This is a genomic window from Streptomyces odontomachi (assembly GCF_024435355.1).
In the GTDB taxonomy this organism is placed as follows: domain Bacteria; phylum Actinomycetota; class Actinomycetes; order Streptomycetales; family Streptomycetaceae; genus Streptomyces; species Streptomyces odontomachi.
Genome location: NZ_JAMJWG010000009.1, coordinates 172,557 through 191,152, shown reverse-complemented (window position 1 = coordinate 191,152; position 18,596 = coordinate 172,557). Strand labels below are relative to the sequence as shown.

General features: G+C 70.7%; 15 protein-coding genes and 2 pseudogenes. 10 read left to right on the top strand and 7 right to left on the bottom strand.

Going from position 1 to position 18,596, the window contains the following annotated elements; all coding sequences use genetic code 11:
* The first annotated feature begins 52 nt into the window (after positions 1–52).
* From NQO67_RS20230 to arfA, 6 genes are all read left to right on the top strand, one after another.
* Positions 53–1,033 carry a hypothetical protein gene (locus NQO67_RS20230; protein ID WP_255951473.1) on the top strand — a complete coding sequence of 327 codons (981 nt, stop codon included), beginning with the start codon at positions 53–55 and terminating at the stop codon, positions 1,031–1,033.
* Between the two features lie 54 nt (positions 1,034–1,087).
* Positions 1,088–2,197, top strand: a complete 1,110-nt coding sequence (chvE, locus tag NQO67_RS20225; RefSeq protein WP_255951472.1) for a multiple monosaccharide ABC transporter substrate-binding protein — start codon at positions 1,088–1,090, stop codon at positions 2,195–2,197.
* Positions 2,198–2,353: 156 nt separating this feature from the next.
* Positions 2,354–3,904, top strand: coding sequence for a multiple monosaccharide ABC transporter ATP-binding protein (gene mmsA / locus NQO67_RS20220; protein WP_255951471.1), 1,551 nt, complete (start codon positions 2,354–2,356; stop codon positions 3,902–3,904).
* Positions 3,901–5,157, top strand: coding sequence for a multiple monosaccharide ABC transporter permease (gene mmsB / locus NQO67_RS20215; protein ID WP_255951470.1), 1,257 nt, complete (start codon positions 3,901–3,903; stop codon positions 5,155–5,157). Before mmsA ends, mmsB begins: the two co-directional genes overlap by 4 nt.
* Positions 5,158–5,399: 242 nt before the next feature.
* Positions 5,400–6,608: an aldose epimerase family protein gene (locus NQO67_RS20210; RefSeq protein ID WP_255951469.1), complete on the top strand. Its 1,209-nt coding sequence runs from the start codon at positions 5,400–5,402 to the stop codon at positions 6,606–6,608.
* On the top strand, positions 6,601–8,142 hold the full coding sequence (arfA, locus tag NQO67_RS20205) for an arabinosylfuranosidase ArfA (protein ID WP_255951468.1): 1,542 nt from the start codon (positions 6,601–6,603) through the stop codon (positions 8,140–8,142). The genes NQO67_RS20210 and arfA overlap by 8 nt, the downstream gene beginning before the upstream one ends.
* Positions 8,143–8,493: 351 nt before the next feature.
* Here arfA and NQO67_RS20200 read toward each other — a convergent pair whose 3' ends face one another.
* The gene (locus tag NQO67_RS20200; protein WP_255951467.1) at positions 8,494–9,393 is read right to left on the bottom strand and encodes an SMP-30/gluconolactonase/LRE family protein; all 900 of its coding nucleotides are present in this window, start codon (positions 9,391–9,393) and stop codon (positions 8,494–8,496) included.
* A gap of 4 nt (positions 9,394–9,397) precedes the next feature.
* A complete protein-coding gene (locus NQO67_RS20195) occupies positions 9,398–10,168 on the bottom strand; it encodes an IclR family transcriptional regulator (RefSeq protein WP_255951466.1) in 771 nt (256 codons plus the stop codon).
* Between the two features lie 139 nt (positions 10,169–10,307).
* Here NQO67_RS20195 and NQO67_RS20190 point away from each other — a divergent pair, with 139 nt between their 5' ends.
* Positions 10,308–10,904, top strand: a complete 597-nt coding sequence (locus tag NQO67_RS20190; protein WP_255951465.1) for a hypothetical protein — start codon at positions 10,308–10,310, stop codon at positions 10,902–10,904.
* A 105-nt stretch (positions 10,905–11,009) separates the two neighbouring features.
* On the top strand, positions 11,010–11,459 hold the full coding sequence (locus tag NQO67_RS20185; RefSeq protein WP_255951464.1) for a hypothetical protein: 450 nt from the start codon (positions 11,010–11,012) through the stop codon (positions 11,457–11,459).
* A 19-nt stretch (positions 11,460–11,478) separates the two neighbouring features.
* Here NQO67_RS20185 and NQO67_RS44300 read toward each other — a convergent pair whose 3' ends face one another.
* From NQO67_RS44300 to NQO67_RS20170, 3 genes are all read right to left on the bottom strand, one after another.
* A complete protein-coding gene (locus NQO67_RS44300) occupies positions 11,479–13,056 on the bottom strand; it encodes a substrate-binding domain-containing protein (RefSeq protein WP_255951463.1) in 1,578 nt (525 codons plus the stop codon).
* Positions 13,053–13,520 (bottom strand): hypothetical protein, encoded by a 468-nt coding sequence (locus NQO67_RS20175; protein ID WP_255951462.1) that lies wholly within the window; start codon positions 13,518–13,520, stop codon positions 13,053–13,055. The genes NQO67_RS44300 and NQO67_RS20175 overlap by 4 nt, the downstream gene beginning before the upstream one ends.
* A gap of 91 nt (positions 13,521–13,611) precedes the next feature.
* Entirely contained in the window at positions 13,612–14,562 is a 951-nt protein-coding gene (locus tag NQO67_RS20170) for an ATP-grasp domain-containing protein (protein WP_255951461.1), read from the bottom strand.
* A 471-nt stretch (positions 14,563–15,033) separates the two neighbouring features.
* Here NQO67_RS20170 and NQO67_RS20165 point away from each other — a divergent pair, with 471 nt between their 5' ends.
* Positions 15,034–16,233, top strand: a complete 1,200-nt coding sequence (locus tag NQO67_RS20165; protein WP_255951655.1) for a MerR family transcriptional regulator — start codon at positions 15,034–15,036, stop codon at positions 16,231–16,233.
* 36 nt (positions 16,234–16,269) lie between these two features.
* Here the strand turns inward: NQO67_RS20165 and NQO67_RS20160 are convergent, their stop codons facing one another.
* The gene (locus NQO67_RS20160; protein ID WP_255951460.1) at positions 16,270–16,701 is read right to left on the bottom strand and encodes a cupin domain-containing protein; all 432 of its coding nucleotides are present in this window, start codon (positions 16,699–16,701) and stop codon (positions 16,270–16,272) included.
* Positions 16,702–16,732: 31 nt separating this feature from the next.
* Positions 16,733–17,974, bottom strand: a pseudogene (locus NQO67_RS20155) (RNA-guided endonuclease InsQ/TnpB family protein); the annotation flags it as partial.
* 27 nt (positions 17,975–18,001) lie between these two features.
* On the opposite strand from NQO67_RS20155, the pseudogene tnpA reads away from it, so the two are divergent.
* A pseudogene (tnpA, locus tag NQO67_RS20150) lies at positions 18,002–18,500 on the top strand (IS200/IS605 family transposase).
* Positions 18,501–18,596: the final 96 nt, after the last annotated feature.

Below are 18,596 nucleotides of genomic sequence, written 5' to 3'. Positions count from 1 at the left end.
TCGCGGACCCCCACCGTCCTGACGAACCACCACCGATCTCGAAGGACCATCTGTGACCGACATGTCCCCAGCGGCACCCCGACGGCCCGGCGAGCGCGCGCTCGCCGCCCTCGGTCATGTGCCGCCCCCGCTCAGCGACGCCGACGCCTCGCCGCACGCCTTCCCGGACGGTGGCACCTGGCGCACCGAGATCCCGTCCGTGGAGGGACCCGAGGCGCTCGCCACCGTGTTGAAGGAGTCCGCCCGCCTCGATGTGCCGATCCACCGGATCAGCCAGGGCAGCGGCGTGTGGATGCTCACCGACGCCGAGATCACCGAGATGGTCGACGCCTGCGCCGAGCGGGACATCGAACTGTGCCTGTTCACCGGGCCACGCGGCACCTGGGACACCGGCGCGTCCACCCGCACCGACTCCGGCGGCGGCGGCCTGCGGGCGCGCGGCCATGACGCGCTGGCGGGCTGCGTGGAGGACGCGCTGCGCGCCACCGAACTGGGCGTGAAGTGCGTGCTCGTCGCCGACGAGGGTGTGCTGTGGACGCTGCACCGGCTGCGGGCGAGCGGCGTGCTGCCGGCCGACACCACGTTCAAGGTCTCCGCGCTGGTCGGCCCGGTGAACCCGGCCGCCTACGCGGTGTGGGAGGGCCTCGGCGCGGACTCCATCAACATCCCGTCGGACCTGACCCTGGCCCACTTCAGCGAGATCCGCCGGGCCGCGCGCGCCCCGATGGACCTGTACGTGGAGGCTCCGGACGACCTCGGCGGATACGTGCGGATGTACGACGCGGCGGAGCTGATCCGGCGCGGTGCGCCGGTCTACCTCAAGTTCGGCCTGTCAAAGTCGCCCGGGATCTATCCCTACGGGGCCCATCTGAGGGATCTTACGTTGGCGACTGCCCGCGAACGGGTCCGTCGCGGCCGGCTCGTCCTCGATCTGCTGGCCCGGCATGGCGCGGACGGTGGCATGTCGCCCCTCGGATCGCGACTGCCGGGTGAGCTCACCCGCTTCCCCGTGCCGGCCGCCCCCGATGCATAGCCGCCCTCGACTGCCCAGCCGCCCCGACGCCGAGAACGACAAGGATTGATGACGATGCCCAGTCGCCGAGCCGCAATAGCCGCGATAGCCGGTGCCACCACCCTCGCCCTGACCCTGACCGCATGCGGGCAGAGCGGTGAGGGCGGCAGCAAGGAGTCCAAGAACAAGAAGGACCTCACCGTCGGCATCGCGATGCCCACGAAGTCGTCCGAGCGCTGGATCCTCGACGGCCAGAACATGGTCTCGACCCTGAAGTCCGCCGGGTACAAGACCACGCTCCAGTACGGCGAGGACGACGTGGACCAGCAGGTCCAGCAGATCGAGGGCATGATCACGCAGGGCGTCGACGCCCTCGTCATCGCGGCCATCAACGGCGACGCGCTGTCCAACGTCCTCAAGGAGGCCCATGACGCGGACATCCCCGTCATCTCCTACGACCGGCTGCTGCTCAACTCGCCCTATGTCGACTACTACGCGTCCTTCGACAACGAGAAGGTCGGCCACCTCCAGGGCTCGTACATCGTCGACAAGCTGGGGCTGAAGGACGGCTCGAAGAAGGGCCCCTTCAACATCGAGCTGTTCGCCGGCTCCAACGACGACAACAACACGCAGTACTTCTTCAAAGGCGCGATGAAGGAGCTCCAGCCCTACATCGACAAGAAGCAGCTCGTGGTGAAGTCGGGCCAGACCAAGATGACCCAGTGCACCACCCTGCGCTGGGACGGCGGCACCGCCCAGAAGCGCATGGACGACATCCTCACCTCGACGTACTCGCACGCCAGGGTGGACGCCGTCCTCTCGCCCTACGACGGCATCTCCATCGGCATCCTGTCCGCCCTGAAGTCCGACGACTACGGCTCGGCGAGCAAGCCGCTGCCGATCGTGACCGGTCAGGACGCCGAGGTGGCCTCGATCAAGTCGATCAGGGCGGGCCAGCAGACACAGACCGTCTTCAAGGACACCCGCAAGCTCGCCAAGGTGGCCTCCAGCATGGTCGACGCCGTACTGAAGGACAAGAAGCCGCAGGTCAACGACACCAAGACCTACAACAACGGCAAGAAGGTCGTGCCGTCCTACCTGCTCCAGCCGGTGAGCGTCGACAAGACCAACTACCAGAAGGTGGTCATCGACAGCGGTTACCACAAGGCGAGCGACCTGAAGTGACCCCGGGCCGCCGCGGCCCCGTGCCCTCCCCGCACCGCCGTGCGGCACCGCGGGAGCGCGCCCACCGGGCCGCGGCGGCAGGGCAGTCATGCCCAGGACGACGGCCTGGCGAAGAACTACGGAAGAACGACAAGACAGTGAGCAGAAGGGCATGCCATGGCGGGACCCGTCCTGGAAATGCGTTCGATCGGTAAGTCCTTTCCCGGCGTCAGGGCCCTCTCGGACGTGTCCCTGAAGGTCGCACAGGGCGAGGTCCATGCCATCTGCGGGGAGAACGGCGCCGGCAAGTCGACGCTGATGAAGGTCCTGAGCGGCGTTCACCCGCACGGCAGTTACGAGGGCGAGATCCTCTTCGAAGGGGAGCCCTGCCGGTTCAAGGACATCGCGGCGAGCGAGCAGCGCGGCATCGTGATCATCCACCAGGAGTTCGCCCTGGTGCCGTACCTGTCCATCGGGGAGAACATCTTCCTGGGCAACGAGCACGCCAAGCGCGGCGTGATCAGCTGGGGCGAGACGCTCAAGCACGCCACGGCGCTGCTGCGCCGGGTGGGCCTCCACGAGCACCCGGGGACCCGCGTCGCCGACATCGGCGTGGGCAAGCAGCAGCTGGTGGAGATCGCGAAGGCGCTGTCGAAGGAGGTGCGGCTGCTCATCCTCGACGAGCCGACGTCGGCCCTGAACGACGAGGACAGCGGCAAGCTCCTCGACCTGATCCTGGAGCTGAAGAACCAGGGCGTCACCTCGATCATCATCTCGCACAAGCTGAACGAGATAGCGCGGGTCGCCGACTCGGTCACCATCCTGCGGGACGGCCACTCCATCGAGACGCTGGACGTGAAGGCCGCGGAGACCACCGAGGAGCGGATCATCCGCGGAATGGTCGGCCGCGACCTCGACAGCCGCTTCCCCGACCGTACCCCGCACCAGGCCGAGGAGGGCGTGGCGCCGGCCCTCGAGATCCGTGACTGGACCGTGCGGCACCCCATCGACCAGCAACGCAAGGTCGTCGACGGGGTGTCGCTGAACGTCCGGCGCGGCGAGATCGTCGGCATCGCCGGGCTCATCGGCGCCGGCCGCACCGAACTCGCCATGAGCGTCTTCGGACACACCTACGGCAAGTACGCGGGCGGCACGGTCCTCAAGGACGGCAAGGAGATCCGCACCCGTACCGTTCCCGAGGCGATCGACCACGGCATCGCGTACGTCACCGAGGACCGCAAGTACTACGGCCTCAACCTCATCGACTCCGTCAACCGCAACATCTCGCTCAGTGCCCTGCACAAGGTCGCCCGCCACGGTGTCGTCGACGAGCACGAGGAGCGCCGGGTCTCGGAGGGCTTCCGCAGATCCATGAACATCAAGGCGCCGAACGTCGCGGAGCCCGTCGGCCGCCTCTCCGGCGGCAACCAGCAGAAGGTCGTCCTCAGCAAGTGGATCTTCGCCGGGCCCGATGTGCTGATCCTCGACGAGCCGACCCGCGGTATCGACGTCGGTGCCAAGTACGAGATCTACACGGTGATCGACCAGCTGGCCGCCGAAGGCAAGGCGGTGATCTTCATCTCCTCCGAGCTTCCCGAGCTGCTCGGCATGTGCGACCGCATCTACACCATGGCGGCCGGACGGCTCACGGGTGAGGTCACGCGGGCCGACGCCACCCAGGAAGTGCTGATGCGTCACATGACCAAGGACCAGAGGAAGGACCGATGAGCACGAACGCGACGGCGGGAACCACGGCCGAGCCGGCCGGCAACCCCGCCCCGAAGCCGTCCGGAGACGGCCGCGGTCCCGGTCTGGGGCAACTGATCATCAACGGCCTGCGCAGCAACATGCGGCAGTACGGGATGCTCTTCGCCCTCGGCCTGATCGTGGTCCTGTTCGAGATATGGACCGGCGGCGACCTGCTGCTGCCACGCAACGTCTCGAACCTGGTGCTACAGAACAGCTACATCCTGATCCTGGCGATCGGCATGATGATCGTCATCATCGGGGGCCACATCGACCTGTCCGTGGGCTCGATCACCGCCTTCACCGGGGCGCTCGCGGCCGTCCTCATGGTCTCGCACCACTGGTCCTGGCCGGTGGCCTCGATCGTGGTGCTGCTGATCGGGGCACTGGCCGGCGTGTGGCAGGGCTTCTTCATCGCCTACCTCGGGATCCCGTCCTTCATCGTGACGCTCGCGGGCATGCTGCTGTTCCGCGGTCTGACGGAGATCTTCCTCAAGGGCCAGACGCTCGGCCCGTTCCCCGACGGGTTGCAGAAAATCGCCAACGGCTTCCTGCCGGAGGTCGGCCCGAAGACCAACTACCACAACCTCACCCTGCTGCTGGGCCTCGCGCTGATCGCCATCGTCGTCTGGCAGGAGATCCGGGACCGCGCGCGCCAGCGGGAGTACTCCCTCGACGTGCTGCCCGCGGGCATGTTCGCGCTGAAGCTGATCGCCCTGATCGCCGCCGTGCTCGTCTTCACCATGCTGCTCGCCAGCTACAAGGGCGTGCCCGTGGTGCTGCTGATCCTTGCGGTGCTGGTGATGGGCTACGGCTTCGTCATGCGCAACGCCGTCGTCGGCCGCCACGTGTACGCGATGGGCGGCAACCTGCCGGCGGCCAAGCTGTCCGGTGTCGCGGACAAGAAGGTGACCTTCGCGGTCTTCCTCAACATGGGCATCCTCGCGGCGCTGGCCGGCCTCGTCTTCGCCGCCCGGTTCAACGCCGCCTCCCCGAAGGCCGGCGTCAACTTCGAACTGGAGGCGATCGCGGCGTCGTTCATCGGTGGCGCGTCGATGAGCGGCGGCGTCGGCACGGTGCTGGGCGCGATCATCGGCGGCACGGTGCTCGGCGTGCTCAACAACGGCATGAACCTCGTCGGGGTCGGCACGGACTGGCAGCAGGTCATCAAGGGGCTGGTGCTGCTCGCTGCGGTCGGTTTCGACGTGTGGAACAAGCGGCGGGCCGGCCGCTAGTACCGCCGGCCCACGGTCACCACGGCGCCCCTCAGGGGCGCGGGGAACTGCGCGACCAGCCACGACGAGACCGTCAGGTCGTCACTGTCGGAATGGGGCTGTTTCCGTCGAAGCCCGACCACCTACCGGTGGGTGGTTGCTCACGCAGTTCCCCGCGCCCCTTTCATCGGTCCGGGTGGGCCGAAAAGTGTACGTACGCACCACAGAACAGTCGGCGGGGCAGACCAAGACAGGAGCGCAGCATGAGTACGAGCAGACGAAACATCCTGGCCGGAGTGGCCGGCACCGTCGCCGCCACGGCGACGGTGGGCGGTACCGCGCACGCCGCGGACCGGACCGGTACCGGATCCGCCGCCACCGGAGCCGCGGACGCCGGGCGACCGGCCGCCGGGGGGCGGACCCCCACGAAGGAGCCGTTCGGGAAGCTCCCGGACGGCACCGGGGTGGACCGCTGGAGCCTGGAGAACGGCGGCATCCGGATGAAGGTGCTCAGCTACGGCGGCACCATCCAGTCGCTGGAGATCCCGGACCGCTTCGGCCGGTACGCGAACGTGTCGCTGGGCTACGACACCATCGAGGAGTACCTCGCCGGCACCACCTACTTCGGCGCGCTGATCGGCCGGTACGGCAACCGCATCGCCAAGGGCCAGTTCACCCTGGACGGCACGACGTACCAGCTGCCGGTCAACGACGGCCCGAACAGCCTGCACGGTGGCACCCAGGGCTTCGACAAGCGGATCTGGGACATCACCCCGTTCGTCGACAGGAGCGGCGTCGGCCTGGTGCTGGAGTACGTCAGCGCGGACGGCGAGATGGGCTACCCGGGCACCCTCACGGTGCGCGTCACCTACACCCTGACCGCGGACCGTACCTGGCGCATCGAGTACGAGGCGACCACCGACAAGCCCACCGTGGTCAACCTGACCAACCACACGTACTTCAACCTGGCCGGCGAGGGCAGCGGTGACATCTACGGGCACGAGCTGACCCTGGACGCCGCCCGCTACACCCCCATCGACGCCACTTTGATACCGACCGGTGAACTCGCGCAGGTCAGGGGCACCCCGTTCGACTTCCGCGCGGGAAAGCCGGTGGGCCGCGACATCCGCACCGGCAACGACCAGCTCCACAAGGCGCAGGGCTACGACCACAACTGGGTGTTCGACAAGGGCAGCACGGACGAGCCCAAGCTGGTCGCCGCGCTGCGTGACCCGGAGTCCGGGCGGGCGCTGCGGATCGCCACCACCGAACCCGGGGTGCAGTTCTACTCGGGCAACTTCCTGGACGGCACCCTGACCGGCACCTCCGGCCGTATCTACCGGCAGGGTGACGGTCTCGCCCTGGAGACCCAGCACTTCCCCGACTCGCCGAACCAGCCGTCGTTCCCGTCGACGGTGCTGCGCCCCGGTGAGACCTACCGCACTACCACGGAGTACCTCTTCCATGCCTGACCCCGCTCAGTCCCCCGCCCCCGTCGGCCGTTTCACCCTCGATCCCGCGTTCGCCGTCGGTGATGTCGACCCACGGTTGTTCGGCTCGTTCGTGGAGCACCTGGGCCGTTGCGTCTACACCGGCGTCTTCGAACCCGGGCACCCCACGGCCGACGGGGCGGGGTTGCGTACCGACGTCCTGGAGCTGATCCGTGAGCTGGGTGTGACGACGGTGCGCTACCCGGGCGGAAACTTCGTTTCCGGCTACCGCTGGGAGGATTCCGTCGGCCCGGCCGAGGACCGCCCGCGCCGGCTCGACCTGGCCTGGCACTCGACGGAGACGAACCGTTTCGGGTTGAGCGAGTTCATCTCCTTCGTGCGGGAGATCGGCCCGCAGGCGGAGCCCATGCTCGCCGTCAACCTCGGCACCCGCGGGGTCGCCGAGGCCCTCCGGCTCCAGGAGTACGCCAACCACCCGGCCGGCACCGAACTGTCCGAGCTGCGCAGGTCGCACGGCGACAAGGACCCGTTCGGGATCCGGCTGTGGTGCCTGGGCAACGAGATGGACGGGCCCTGGCAGACGGGGGCGAAGACGGCGCACGAGTACGGGCGGCTGGCCGCCGAGACGGCCCGTGCGATGCGTCAGATGGACCCCTCGGTGGAGCTGGTGGCGTGCGGCAGCTCGCACCAGTCGATGCCGACCTTCGGCGCCTGGGAGGCGACCGTCCTCGAAGAGGCCTACGACCTCGTGGACTACATCTCCCTGCACGCCTACTACGAGGAGAAGGACGGCGACCGCGACTCGTTCGTGGCGTCCGCCGTCGACATGGAGTCGTTCATCGAGAACGTGGTCGCCACCTGCGATCACATCGGTGCGCGGCTGAAGTCGTCGAAGCGGATCCAGCTCTCGTTCGACGAGTGGAACGTCTGGTACCAGTCACGTTCCCGCGAGGCCTCCGAGGCCGCGGCACCGGACGAGTGGCCCGAGGCGCCCCGGCTGCTGGAGGACCACTACACGGTCACCGACGCGGTCGTGGTCGGCTCGCTGCTGATCGCGCTGCTGCGGCACGCCGACCGGGTGCGGGTGGCGTGCCTGGCGCAGCTGGTGAACGTGATCGCGCCGATCTTCACCGAGCCCGGCGGCCCGGCGTGGCGGCAGACCACCTTCCATCCCTTCGCGCAGGCCGCCCGGTACGGCCGGGGCCGGGTGCTCGACGTGCGGGTGCAGGCACCCACGCACCACACGGCGAAGTACGGCGAGGTACCGCTGCTGCACGCCACGGCGGTCCAGGACCCGGCTTCGGGCGCCGTGACCGTGTTCGCGGTCAACCGCAGCCAGGACGCTGCGCTGCCGCTCGACGTCACGCTGCACGGCCTCGACGTGACCGGCGTGGCCGAGCACAGCGTCCTTGCGGACGCGGATCCGGACGCGGTCAACACCGCGGACGCGCCTGACCGGGTCACACCGCGTCCGGTCACCGGGACCACGCTGGTCGACGGCACGCTGCGGGCGGAGTTGCCGCCGCTGTCGTGGAACGTGATCCGGTTGGCCTGACCGATGCGCACTGCGGCTCCCGCCGAGGGGCGCCGAAGGCGCATTCAAAGGGGCGCGGGGCTGTGTTTGATGTGCGGCTCCACCGCGTGGGCGCGCAGCGCCAACAAGGGGCGCGGGGAACTGCGCGATCGGCCACGACGAGACCGTCAGGTCGTCACCCCGACCCGGTGGGGCGGTCTCTGTCGTGTCCGGACCGCCGGGCCGGTGGGGGCTGGTCGCGCAGTTCCCCGCGCCCCTTGTTGGCGCCTTCGGCGCCACTCGCGGCGGAGCCGCACATCAAACACAGCCCCGCGCCCCTTAATCGCGCCTTCGGCGCCCCGGAGGGCACCGGGGTGGCCGGAGGCCGCGGGGTCAGCCGGCGAACGCCGGCTGCGCGACGCCCTGGCCGGCGTCCGGGACGACCAGCACGGAACCGTCCAACGGATGCGGCGCGTCGAGCCCGACGCGGGCGGTGGTGATGTACAGGTCGGTGAGACGGGGGCCACCGAAGGCGCACGCGGTGGTGAGGCTGGTCGGCACCGCCACCACGCGGTCGAGGGCGCCGGAGGGCGCATAGCGACGCACCGCCGCACCGCCCCACAGGGCGACCCACACGCAACCGTCGGCGTCGACGGTGAGCCCGTCGGGCGAGCCGGCGCCGGCTTCGACGGCGGCGAACTCGCGGCGGCCCGTGACCTGCGCGCCGTCCGCCGTCACGTCGAAGACGTCGATGCGCCCGGTGACCGTGTCCACGTAGTACATGAGCCGGCCGTCGGGGCTCCAGCCGGTGCCGTTGCTGATGGTGACGTCGTCCAGGACGGAGGTGACGGTGCCGTCGGGGGCGACGCGGGCGAGGGTGCCGCCGCCGGGCTTCTCGTCGTAGTACATGGTGCCGGCCCACAGGGCGCCGTCCGGGGCCACGGCGGCGTCGTTGGCACGGCGTCCCGGCACCGGCTCGTGGTGCAGCCAGCGGAACCCGCCCGCGCCCGTGCCGTCCGCGCTGTCCGTGCCGTCGTAAAGACCTATGCCGTCCCGGAGGTTGACGACGAGGCCGCCGCCGGTGCGCGGCTTGGCGGCGCCGACATGCTGTTCGGTGGTCATGACGGTGCGGTGCCCGGTCGCCGGATCGAAGGTGTGGACGCGGGAGCCGACGATGTCGACCCAGATCAGCCGCCCGGTGGCCGCGTCCCAGGTGGGCCCCTCGCCCAACGCGGCCTGCGCGCGTACGGCCACGTCGAAACGTCCGGCGCCGGCCGTCCTGCTGCTGCTCATGCGGTCACACCCCTCGGTATCCCAGGCGTTCGGACAGATCCGCGGCGCCCTTGGCGGCGAGCCGGGACAGCTCGGTGCGGCGCTCCTCGCTCCAGCGGATCATCGGTACGGAGATCGAGAGCGCGGCGACGACCCGTCCTGAGCGGTCGCGTACCGGGGCGGCGACACAGCTCACGTCCGGGTTGGACTCACGGCTCTCGATGGCGGTGCCGCGCTCGCGGATGTCGGTCAGCTCGGTGCGCAGGGCCGCCGGGTCGGTGATGCTGTTCGGCGTCATCGCGGTCAACTGGGCGTCGTCCGGGATCCGGGCGGCCAGTTCGACCTCGGGCAGCGAGGCCAGCAGCATCTTGCCGACGGAGGTGCAGTGCGCGGGCAGCCGGCGGCCCGCGGCGGAGACCATCCGGACCGCGTGCGTGGAGTCCACCTTGGCGATGTAGATCACGTCGGTGTGCTCGAGGATGGCGACGTGCACCGTCTCGTCGCAGGTCTCGGCGACCAGCCGGGCCACCTGCTGGCCCTCGGCGGCGAGATCGAGCTGCTCCGCGTACCGGCTGCCGAGCTGGTACGAACGGACCCCGAGGCGGTAGCGGCCCGGCGCGGACGGCACCGGCGTCAGGTAGGACCGGGCGACGAGCGTGGTGACCAGCTCGTGCACGGTGGTGCGCGGCAGCTGGAGCCTGCGCACGATCTCGGGGGCGGACAGGGTGCCGTCACCGTCCAGGAACAGCTCCAGAATGTCCAGAGCACGGGTGACAGCGGGTACGAGGCGTCCCACGGGCCGGCCCCCTCCCTTACGTTCGATATTTCAACGGACGGCCGGAATGACGAACAATCGCCACCAACATAGGGGGTGAGCTGCGCCGAGGCAATGGGCGGGTGCCGCTCGGGCCGGGAGTGGGGTGGATGATGGCGACATGCCCGGCACCCCCTTCACCTCCCTTCACTTCCAGCTCGTACTGCTCCGTCGGATGGCCGACTTCCACCCCGAGCTGGTGGACGAGGCCCGCCACACCCTGGGGGTCTCGCTCGCCGAGATGCGGGAGGCCAACCGCCGCTGGCAGGCCATGGCCCGTGCACCACGCGCCCGGGGTGCCGCCGCACGGTACCGCTCCGTGCTCGGTGAGCCCGAATCCCGCACGAAGCGGCGGATCGGCGACCTGGAGTGCGAAGCGCTGCTGTGGCCCGTACCGCTGTGGCCCACCCTCCGCTTCGAGGCCCTGCTGGCACCGAACGGCGCGGTGTGGAACGAGTGGCTGGTCCGGGCGCCCGGCGTGCCAGGACCCCGCCTGCACACCGTCGAGGACCTGCGCCCCTGGTCGTGCACCGTCGACGAGGTGGCCCGCGCCTTCGCCCCGGCCCGCCCGAAGGAGGGCACGGCACCGACCCGCTGGCGCCTGGAGTTCACCGCACCGGCCCCCGCCGGCGCCGTCCCCGACCCGACCGGCCAAAGGCGCCGGTGGCTGGCCGACTTCACCTGGGGGCTGTTGCAACGGGTGGACGAGGTGGGGTGAGCAGGGGGTGAGGTGCGCAGGGGGATGGGATGAGCCGGCCGCGCGCCCGGTCCTCGCTAGCATGGGGCGCCACTGTTCCAACTGTTCCAGCGGGGGGCGAGGACGATGGCAGGTGAACAGGCCGGAGCCGCCGGCGCACCGGACGGCGCCCGCTTCACCCCTCGTGCGTGGCACCTCGTCGCGATCGGCTGGACGCTGGGGGCGCTCGCCCTCTGGGAACGACTGCGGGCGCCGCAGGGAACGCGGCAGTACGTGCTGTGCCACCACTCCGCGCACCTGGACCACCTCACGCTGATCGCCCTGGTGCTGGTCGGTGCCGTCTTCGTCGTGTCCCTGGCCGGCGCGATCGTGGCGGACCACCAAGGTGCCGCGTCCCGCGGGCTCGTCATCGGCTGCCTGTCCGCCGTCCTCGTCCTCGTCGTGGCCGCCGACACGGTGGACGCCTCCGGCGAACGCCAGGCGGAACGCCTCGCCGCGGCCCGGCCGTTCGATGCGGGCGTGTGCGACTACGCGCCGCAGGAGTACTCGGCAACCCCTGGCTGGTTCACCTGGTGAACGCAGGACCGGGGCTAGCTCACCCCCTGGCGCAGATCCTCTCCAGGACGCCGGTGCAGGGCAGGTAGCCGAGCGCCCGGAGGATCCGGGGAGCGTCCGGCGAGGTGAGGTAGGCCAGGAAGGATTCCGCCATGCTGTCGTGCGATGGCGTGCCCTTGGTGTACGCGTGCTGCACCGCCCAGAACGGGTAGTGGCCTTCGGTGATCGCCGTGGTCGTCGGCGTGGCCTGGTGGAGCGACACCATCCGTACGTGGGCGTACTTCTTGCCGTTCTCGTCCACGAACGGGCCCTGCGTGCTCCCGTCGGGCCTGACCTGCACATAGCCGATGGCGCCCGGCTGCTCGTCGACGGCTTTCAGCACCGCGGCGGCGCCGGAGCGTTCACACCGGACCGGGCTGCCCGCCTTCGTCGCCGAACGGCAGTCGGAGGACGAGGTCGGGGGCTCGGCGCCGCCGTCCAGGACCGTCTGCTCGAACGTCCGGCGGATCGGCGAGGACTCCTCCTCCCCCACGAGCCGCACCGGCACGTCCCCTCCCCCGACCGCCTCCCACGACGTGGCGTCCCCGCTGTAGAGGGCGCGGAGCTGCGGGAGGGTGAGGTCGGTCACCCCGCTGTCCTGATTGACCACGACCGCGTACGCCGCCGCCCCCACGGGCGTCCCGACGAGTCCGGCGCCCTTGGCGTCCTCCAGCGGCCGTGCCGTGAACGCCGCCAGCCGCCCGGACGCACCGCCGTGTGCCAGCGCCTGCTCTGCCGACTGAGCGCCCTCCAGCGCGAGCTGGATGTGCGCGTCGTGGCATTGGTCCTGGTAGTCCTCGGCCGCCGTGTGCAGGACCTTCTGGAGTTCCGGCGAGCCGACGAGCGTGAGGGCGCCCGTGGCGCACCCGGTCGGGGGGACGTGTCCCTCAGGTCCGGTGCCGTTGCCGACGCGGACCAGGCTTGCCGTCACCACCGCGACTGCCAGGAGCACGGCGACGGCCCCGATCCAGAGGATTCGGCGGTCACGGGCCATCGTCACGGGCCCGAGCGCCACCCAGTCGTGCCCGGGGCGGGACCACGTGCCATACGTCCCTGCCTGCGCGGGACTCACGGAGGGCGCCGTGTTCCGGTTGTCGCCCGCGGGCGCCCCATGGTGGCTCGGCTCGGAACGGCCCAGCGTCACGATGGGCCTGAGGCCGTGCGGCATGCGGCGCCTCAGCCGCCGAACGTCCCTCGCGCAGCGGATCCGGCGCGCCCACGTTCCCACCCGGTCGATCGGCCACCGCACGGCGTACACCAGCGTCCATCCCACCACCGCCAGCCCCGCCCGGAGGCCCCGGGAAGGGGAAGGGGACGGCTCGGCGGCGGCCACCCGGCCCGCCGCGCCGAACCGTTCTCCGCCGAGCGGCAACCGCACGCCCAGCATCGCGGCGAGGATGCGACGGCCGAGGGGATAGGTGTGCCGCAGGTCCGCACGACGGGCCTCTGCCGGGGTGCGTCGTCGGCCGAACACGGCGGAGACGGACCTGCGGGCGGTGGTGGTCCCGCCGCCGGGGGTGGGCGCCCCGCCGCCGGGGGTGGCGGTCCCGCGGTCGCCGGACGGGGGCGGTGTCGTCACGGGGTCGACTCCCGGGTCTGGGTCGCCTCGACCGGGCCCGGCGCGGGCTGCGCGGGCTGTGGCGTTCCTGCGACCCCCTCGCCGACCGCGGGGATCTGGCCCACCTGCACCAGCAGCGCCGGCGCCGAGATGCCCACCGCGATCGCGGCGTAGCCGCCGTTGATCTGGCCGGCCAGGCCGAACACCACGGCGGTGGCGGCGCCGAGCCCCATGTGGAAGAGTCCGGCGACCAGCTCGGGTACCGGATCGAAGAACTCGCTCAGCGCGGGTGGCACGGGCGCCGGCTGAGCGCCCGTCACCGGGCCGCCTCCGCCGTCGGACGGCACCGTGCCGCTGCCGCCGGCCGTCGTCCTGCGGTGCGTCCGGCGGGCCGCACGCCATGCCATCGTCTGGCCGTAGGCGTCGACCACGGCACGCAGCGACCCGCCCACGGCACCCAGCAGGGCCAGTGCCATTGCATCCATGGACGCGCCCTCGTCTCCCTCCCGCGCCGGTGCCGTCGAGCCTACCTGCGGTCGGGGCGGCGTCACAGGGGGCGCCCCGCGGGCCGGGGCCTCAACCCGCCGCGCTGGCCGCCGCCTTGAGGAGGGCGTCCACGACCGTCGGCAGGGACTGCGGGTGGACGTGGAGGAAGAGGTTGGGCTCCACCAGTTCGAGTTCCATCACGCACGGCTGCCCGTCCTCGTCGTCGACGACGTCCACGCGCGCGTACAGCAGGTCGGTGCCGCCCGGTACCGCCTTCAGGGCGAGCTCGGCGACGGCCGTCTCGGCCGCCGTCGGCTCCCAGGCGCGTACGCCGGGGTGGGCGGTCTTGCGTGCGTCATGGGCGGCGTCCGGTGCCAGTACCGGGCCCTTGCGTATGGCGTGCACCAGCTCCCCGCCGTAGTAGACCAGCGCACGCTCGCCGGTGGTGTCGACGCGCCGCATGTACGGCTGCACCATCGCCGTCAGGCCCCGGGCGTGTATCTGCGCGAGGTGTGCTCGTGCGGCCTCGGCGGCGGCCGGGTCACCGAGCCGGTAGCGCGCGGCGAACCGTCCGCCGGCGCCCGTGGTCGGCTTGATCACGTACTCCCGGCCGTCCTGGTCGGGACCGTGACCGTGGGTTCCGCCGGCGCCGGAGCCGGGCAGCCCGGCCGCCGTGCCGTGCCCCGGCGCCAGGTACCGGGTCTCCACCGCGGGTACGCCGGCTGCCGCGAGGTCGCCGAGGTAGTGCTTGTCGGTGTTCCAGCGGATCACGTCGGGCGGGTTGGCGAGGGTGGTGAGCGCGGCACACCGCTCGGCCCAGGCCACGAAGGCGTCGGCCCGCCAGGTGTAGTCCCAGGTGGAACGGATCACCGCGAGGTCGTACGACGTCCAGTCGACGTCCGGATCGTCCCAGCACACGGCGTCGGCCTCGGCGCCCGCTTCCGTCAACGCGCCGTACAGCGCCGGCAGATCGGGGTCCAGGCGGACCCGCGGCTGCGGACGGCAGGTGACCAGCGCGATCCTGGGGCGCGCGTGCGGCACGGCTTCCTCCTGATGATGACGTGGGTGACCGGCTCCGGCGAGGGCTCAGCCGACGCTCCGGTACGGGGGGGTCGCGGCGACTCTGCCGACGATGCGGTGGCGGTTCCGGCAACGGCGTTCGAGGTTCGACCACGCCCGCACGCGAACACGCCTGCGCAGGCTAACAAGCGTGCGGGCGGCAACGGCGGGGGACCGTTGCCGCCCGGCCGGTGGCACCGCGGCCGGTGCGCCGCCCTCCCCCCGCCGCCCGCCCCTCGGCCCCTTGACCTTCACCCTTGGTGAAGCCGCAGCATCGGGGCACGCCCGGCGCGCGGAAGCGGGGTCCCGCAGAGAATGGCGAGGCAGGCGACCGCGTCCGGCGGAAGGGGGAGACAGGTGAGCAGAAACACATCGCCCGGCAGCCCCAAGGGGAGGGCACCCGGGACCACGGGGCAGCCGAGTGCCCCGGGTCTCCCGGGAGACCCGGCGTCGCTGACGATCGGCGCCTTCGCGAGGGCGGCGCGTCTCTCCCCGAAGGCGCTCCGCCTCTACGACGAGCTGGACCTGCTCCGCCCGGCGCACGTCGACCCGGCCACCGGTTACCGCTACTACGCCCGCGGCCAGCTGGAGCAGGCCCGTCTCGTCGCGTGGCTGCGCCGCCTGGGCATGCCGCTGGCCCGCATCCGTGAGGTGTGCACGCGGGACGCGCAGGGTGCCGCCCGGCAGGTCCGGGAGTACTGGGCCGAGGTCGAGGCGACTACCGCGGCCCGCCGCGAGCTGGCCGCCTTCCTCGTGGACCACCTGTCACAGCTGTCGCACACCTCAGGGAAGGACGGTCCGGCCATGAGCGACGGCTCCCGCAAGTGCGACGTCCGCCTGCGGCTGCACTATGCGGCGCTCACCGACACCGGCCTGGTCAGGCCGGCCAACCAGGACGCGGTGCACGCGGGTTCGCGGGTGCTCGCGGTGGCCGACGGCTTCGGCCCGTGCGGCGGGCCGGCCAGTGCCGCCGCCGTGGCCGCGCTGCGGGCCCTGGAGGACGCGCCGGCAGCCACCACGGGCCCGGGAACCGCGGGGTCCGAGGACACCGCTGACCCTGCTTCGGTGCGCCCTCCGATCCCGGCCGGCGAGATCCTGAACGCGCTCGACGACGCCGTGCGGGAGGCCGTCCGAGGGGTCCGGGACGCGGCCCACGGCCACCCCGCGCCTCAGGAGAGCGGCAGCACCCTCACCGCCCTGGTGTGGAACGCCACCGGCTCCCAGTTGGCGTTGGTGCACATCGGGGACTCCCGCGCCTATCTGCTGCGCTCGGGCGAGCTGTACCAGATCACGCACGACCACACCGTCGTCCAGTCGATGATCGACGACGGCCGCCTCACGCCGGCCGAGGCGGCGGCGCACCCGCAGCGGTCGTTCCTGCTGAAGGCCCTGGGGGGCGATGCGCCGTGGACCCCCGAGATACGGCTGCGGGAGGCGCGGGAGGGTGACCGGTACGTGCTGTGCTCCGACGGCCTGTCGACGGTGCTGCCGCCGGAACGGCTCCGGCAGGCGGTGACGGCGGCCGCGACACCACAGGACGCCGTGCACGAACTGGTCGGCCTGGTGCGTGCGGCGGGGGCGCCGGACAACGTCAGCTGCGTGGTCGCGGACGTGACCCGGGCCCCGGTGCCCGCCGAGTCCCCCGCCGGGTAGCCGGAGCCGTCCGGACCGAAGACGCCCGGCCGGCGCTCACCCCGGCAGCGTCTCCTGGCCCGGCGTCGCCTCGGCGAACGTCGCGTCGGCGGGGTTCGCGTAGCCGGGCACGGACGGCCAGCGGACCGTCATGACCACCGACTCCTCCTCGGCGCGGTAGGAGTGGTCGACGCCCGGGCCCCAGATCACGTAGTCGCCCTGCTCGGACAGCAGCACGGAACGGTGCCGCAGCTCGACCCGGAAGCGGCCGCTGACGAGCACCAGCAGCGCGGTGCGCTGCTCGCCGGTGACCCACGTGGCGCGCTCGTCTCCCACCGGGTGGGTGGACCACTTGATCTCCACGTCCGTGCTGTGGCGCAGGTCTCCGGGCGACTTGAAATGCCCGAGCAGCCAACCGCGGTCTCCGGAACCGTCGGTGTGCGCGTTCCCGACGTACACACCCTGTTCCTTGTCCAGGCATCGTTCCATAGCCCGGCACGTTGACATGCTCCCTGGCCTGAAGTCCAGGAATTCCGGCCTGGGTCGTCCGACCCTTCCGGGGGCTTCCTGCTTCAACGCGCTGTGCGAGCACGCGTGCCCGTCTTACCGGCACTCCACAGGCGTTTGGCGTCTCCACCCGTCCGGTGGCGACGATTCGGCGTCCTTCGAAGAGGATGTTACGGCTCGCGTTGTGGTCGCGGTCGTGCACGGTGGCGCACTCGCCGCACGTCCATTGCCTGACGTGCAGTGGCTTGGGGCCGTCCCGGAATCCGCAGACCGAACAGACCTGAGACGACGGGAAGGCTCGGTCCACCTTGGCGAAGGTGCGGCCGTGCAGAGCCGCCTTGTACTCCAGCATGCCGACGAACGCGGACCACCCCGCGTCGTGCACGGACTTGGCGAGCCGGGTGCGCCCGAGGCCGGACACCGCAAGGTCTTCCACATACACCGCTTGGTTGTCGCGAATGATCTGCGTGGAGGCCTTGTGGTGCCAGTCCCGGCGCCGGTCCGCCACCTTGGCGTGCTGGCGTGCGACCTTGATGCGGGCTTTGGCGCGGTTCTTCGATCCCTTGGCTTTGCGGGACAGCTCCCGCTGAAGGCGTTTGAGTTTCTTCTCGGCCCGACGCAGGAAGCGAGGGCTGTCGATCTTGCTGCCATCGGACAGGACGGCGAAGGCGGACAGGCCGAGATCGAGACCGGCATCGGTCTGAAGGTCGGGCAGGATGTCCGGTTCGGTGTCCACGACGAAGCTGAGGAAGTACCGGCCAGAGCTGTCTTTGGTGACGGTCAGGGACGTGGGTGCACCCGGAAGCCGGCGGGACCACTTGACCTTGAGGTTGCCGACCTTGGCCACGTATACCGTGCCGTTGTCCTGGAGCGAGAAGGCGTTGGTGTTGGGGCGGATCGACTGCCGGGTGTCTTTCTTCGATTTGTAGCGGGGAGGGCTTACCTTGCGGCCCTCTCGCTTGCCCTTGACCGAGTCGAAGAAGTTCTTGTAGGCGGTGTCCAGGTCGCGCAGGGACTGTTGCAGGACGACTGCTGACACATCGGCGAGCCAAACGCGTTCCCCGGTGCGCTTGGCCTGGGTGATACGGAGACGGGACAGCTCGGCTGATGTCACGTACGGCAGTCCTGCCGCGTGTGCTGCCTTCCGGTCGCGCAGGCAATCGTTCCACACCACGCGGGCGCATCCGAACGCGCTCGCCAACTTACGGCGCTGGGAGGCGTTCGGGTAGGCCCGGTAGTTGTAGCGGAGTTGCACACCCAAGATCCTATGACATGTGATGTCATGAGTGGGCAGAACGACTATAGGCGTGGCAGACACATCATTTCGGCGATGCATGTGCACTTGGTCTTTGTGACGAAGTACCGGCGCGGGGCGTTCAACAACGAGATGCTGACGCACTGCGAAGAGATCACGCGCAAGATCTGCGAGGACTTCGAGGCGGAGCTGAAGGAGTTCAACGGCGAACGCGATCACATCCACCTTCTGGTGCTTGCCCAAGCTCTCGGCTCCGTTCGAGCAGGGGAGACCCCATCCCGCCCAAGGCCGCCATCTCGAAGCTGGTCAACAGCTTCAGGGGCGTCTCCGCTCGTCCAATTCGGCAGGCGTTCACCGGCCGGATCAAGCGCGCCATCATGCCCGGGCACCTCTGGTCGCCCTCGTACTTCTCCGCATCATGCGGCGGGCACCGTTGGCGATCGTCCGGCGGTACATCGAGCAGCAAAAGCGTCCGCTCCAAGGTGCATGTCAGGGCAGCCTTGAAATGCGATCTTCCCCAGCGTGAGCCCGGGACCACTCTGCAAGCGTCCCGGTAACACCCCCACCCGCGCCGCTGAGCTGCGGGAATCCGGCACGGCACCGGGGTGGTCCCCAGCCGGCT

What these genes read in the sequence shown, in the direction of transcription:
- NQO67_RS20160 (WP_255951460.1), bottom strand. Translation starts at nt 16,701, where the DNA reads ATGGAACGATGCCTGGACAAGGAACAGGGTGTGTACGTCGGGAACGCG.
- NQO67_RS20175 (WP_255951462.1), bottom strand. Translation starts at nt 13,520, where the DNA reads ATGGATGCAATGGCACTGGCCCTGCTGGGTGCCGTGGGCGGGTCGCTG.
- mmsB (WP_255951470.1), top strand. Translation starts at nt 3,901, where the DNA reads ATGAGCACGAACGCGACGGCGGGAACCACGGCCGAGCCGGCCGGCAAC.
- NQO67_RS20210 (WP_255951469.1), top strand. Translation starts at nt 5,400, where the DNA reads ATGAGTACGAGCAGACGAAACATCCTGGCCGGAGTGGCCGGCACCGTC.
- mmsA (WP_255951471.1), top strand. Translation starts at nt 2,354, where the DNA reads ATGGCGGGACCCGTCCTGGAAATGCGTTCGATCGGTAAGTCCTTTCCC.
- chvE (WP_255951472.1), top strand. Translation starts at nt 1,088, where the DNA reads ATGCCCAGTCGCCGAGCCGCAATAGCCGCGATAGCCGGTGCCACCACC.
- NQO67_RS20185 (WP_255951464.1), top strand. Translation starts at nt 11,010, where the DNA reads ATGGCAGGTGAACAGGCCGGAGCCGCCGGCGCACCGGACGGCGCCCGC.
- NQO67_RS20190 (WP_255951465.1), top strand. Translation starts at nt 10,308, where the DNA reads ATGCCCGGCACCCCCTTCACCTCCCTTCACTTCCAGCTCGTACTGCTC.
- arfA (WP_255951468.1), top strand. Translation starts at nt 6,601, where the DNA reads ATGCCTGACCCCGCTCAGTCCCCCGCCCCCGTCGGCCGTTTCACCCTC.
- NQO67_RS20200 (WP_255951467.1), bottom strand. Translation starts at nt 9,393, where the DNA reads ATGAGCAGCAGCAGGACGGCCGGCGCCGGACGTTTCGACGTGGCCGTA.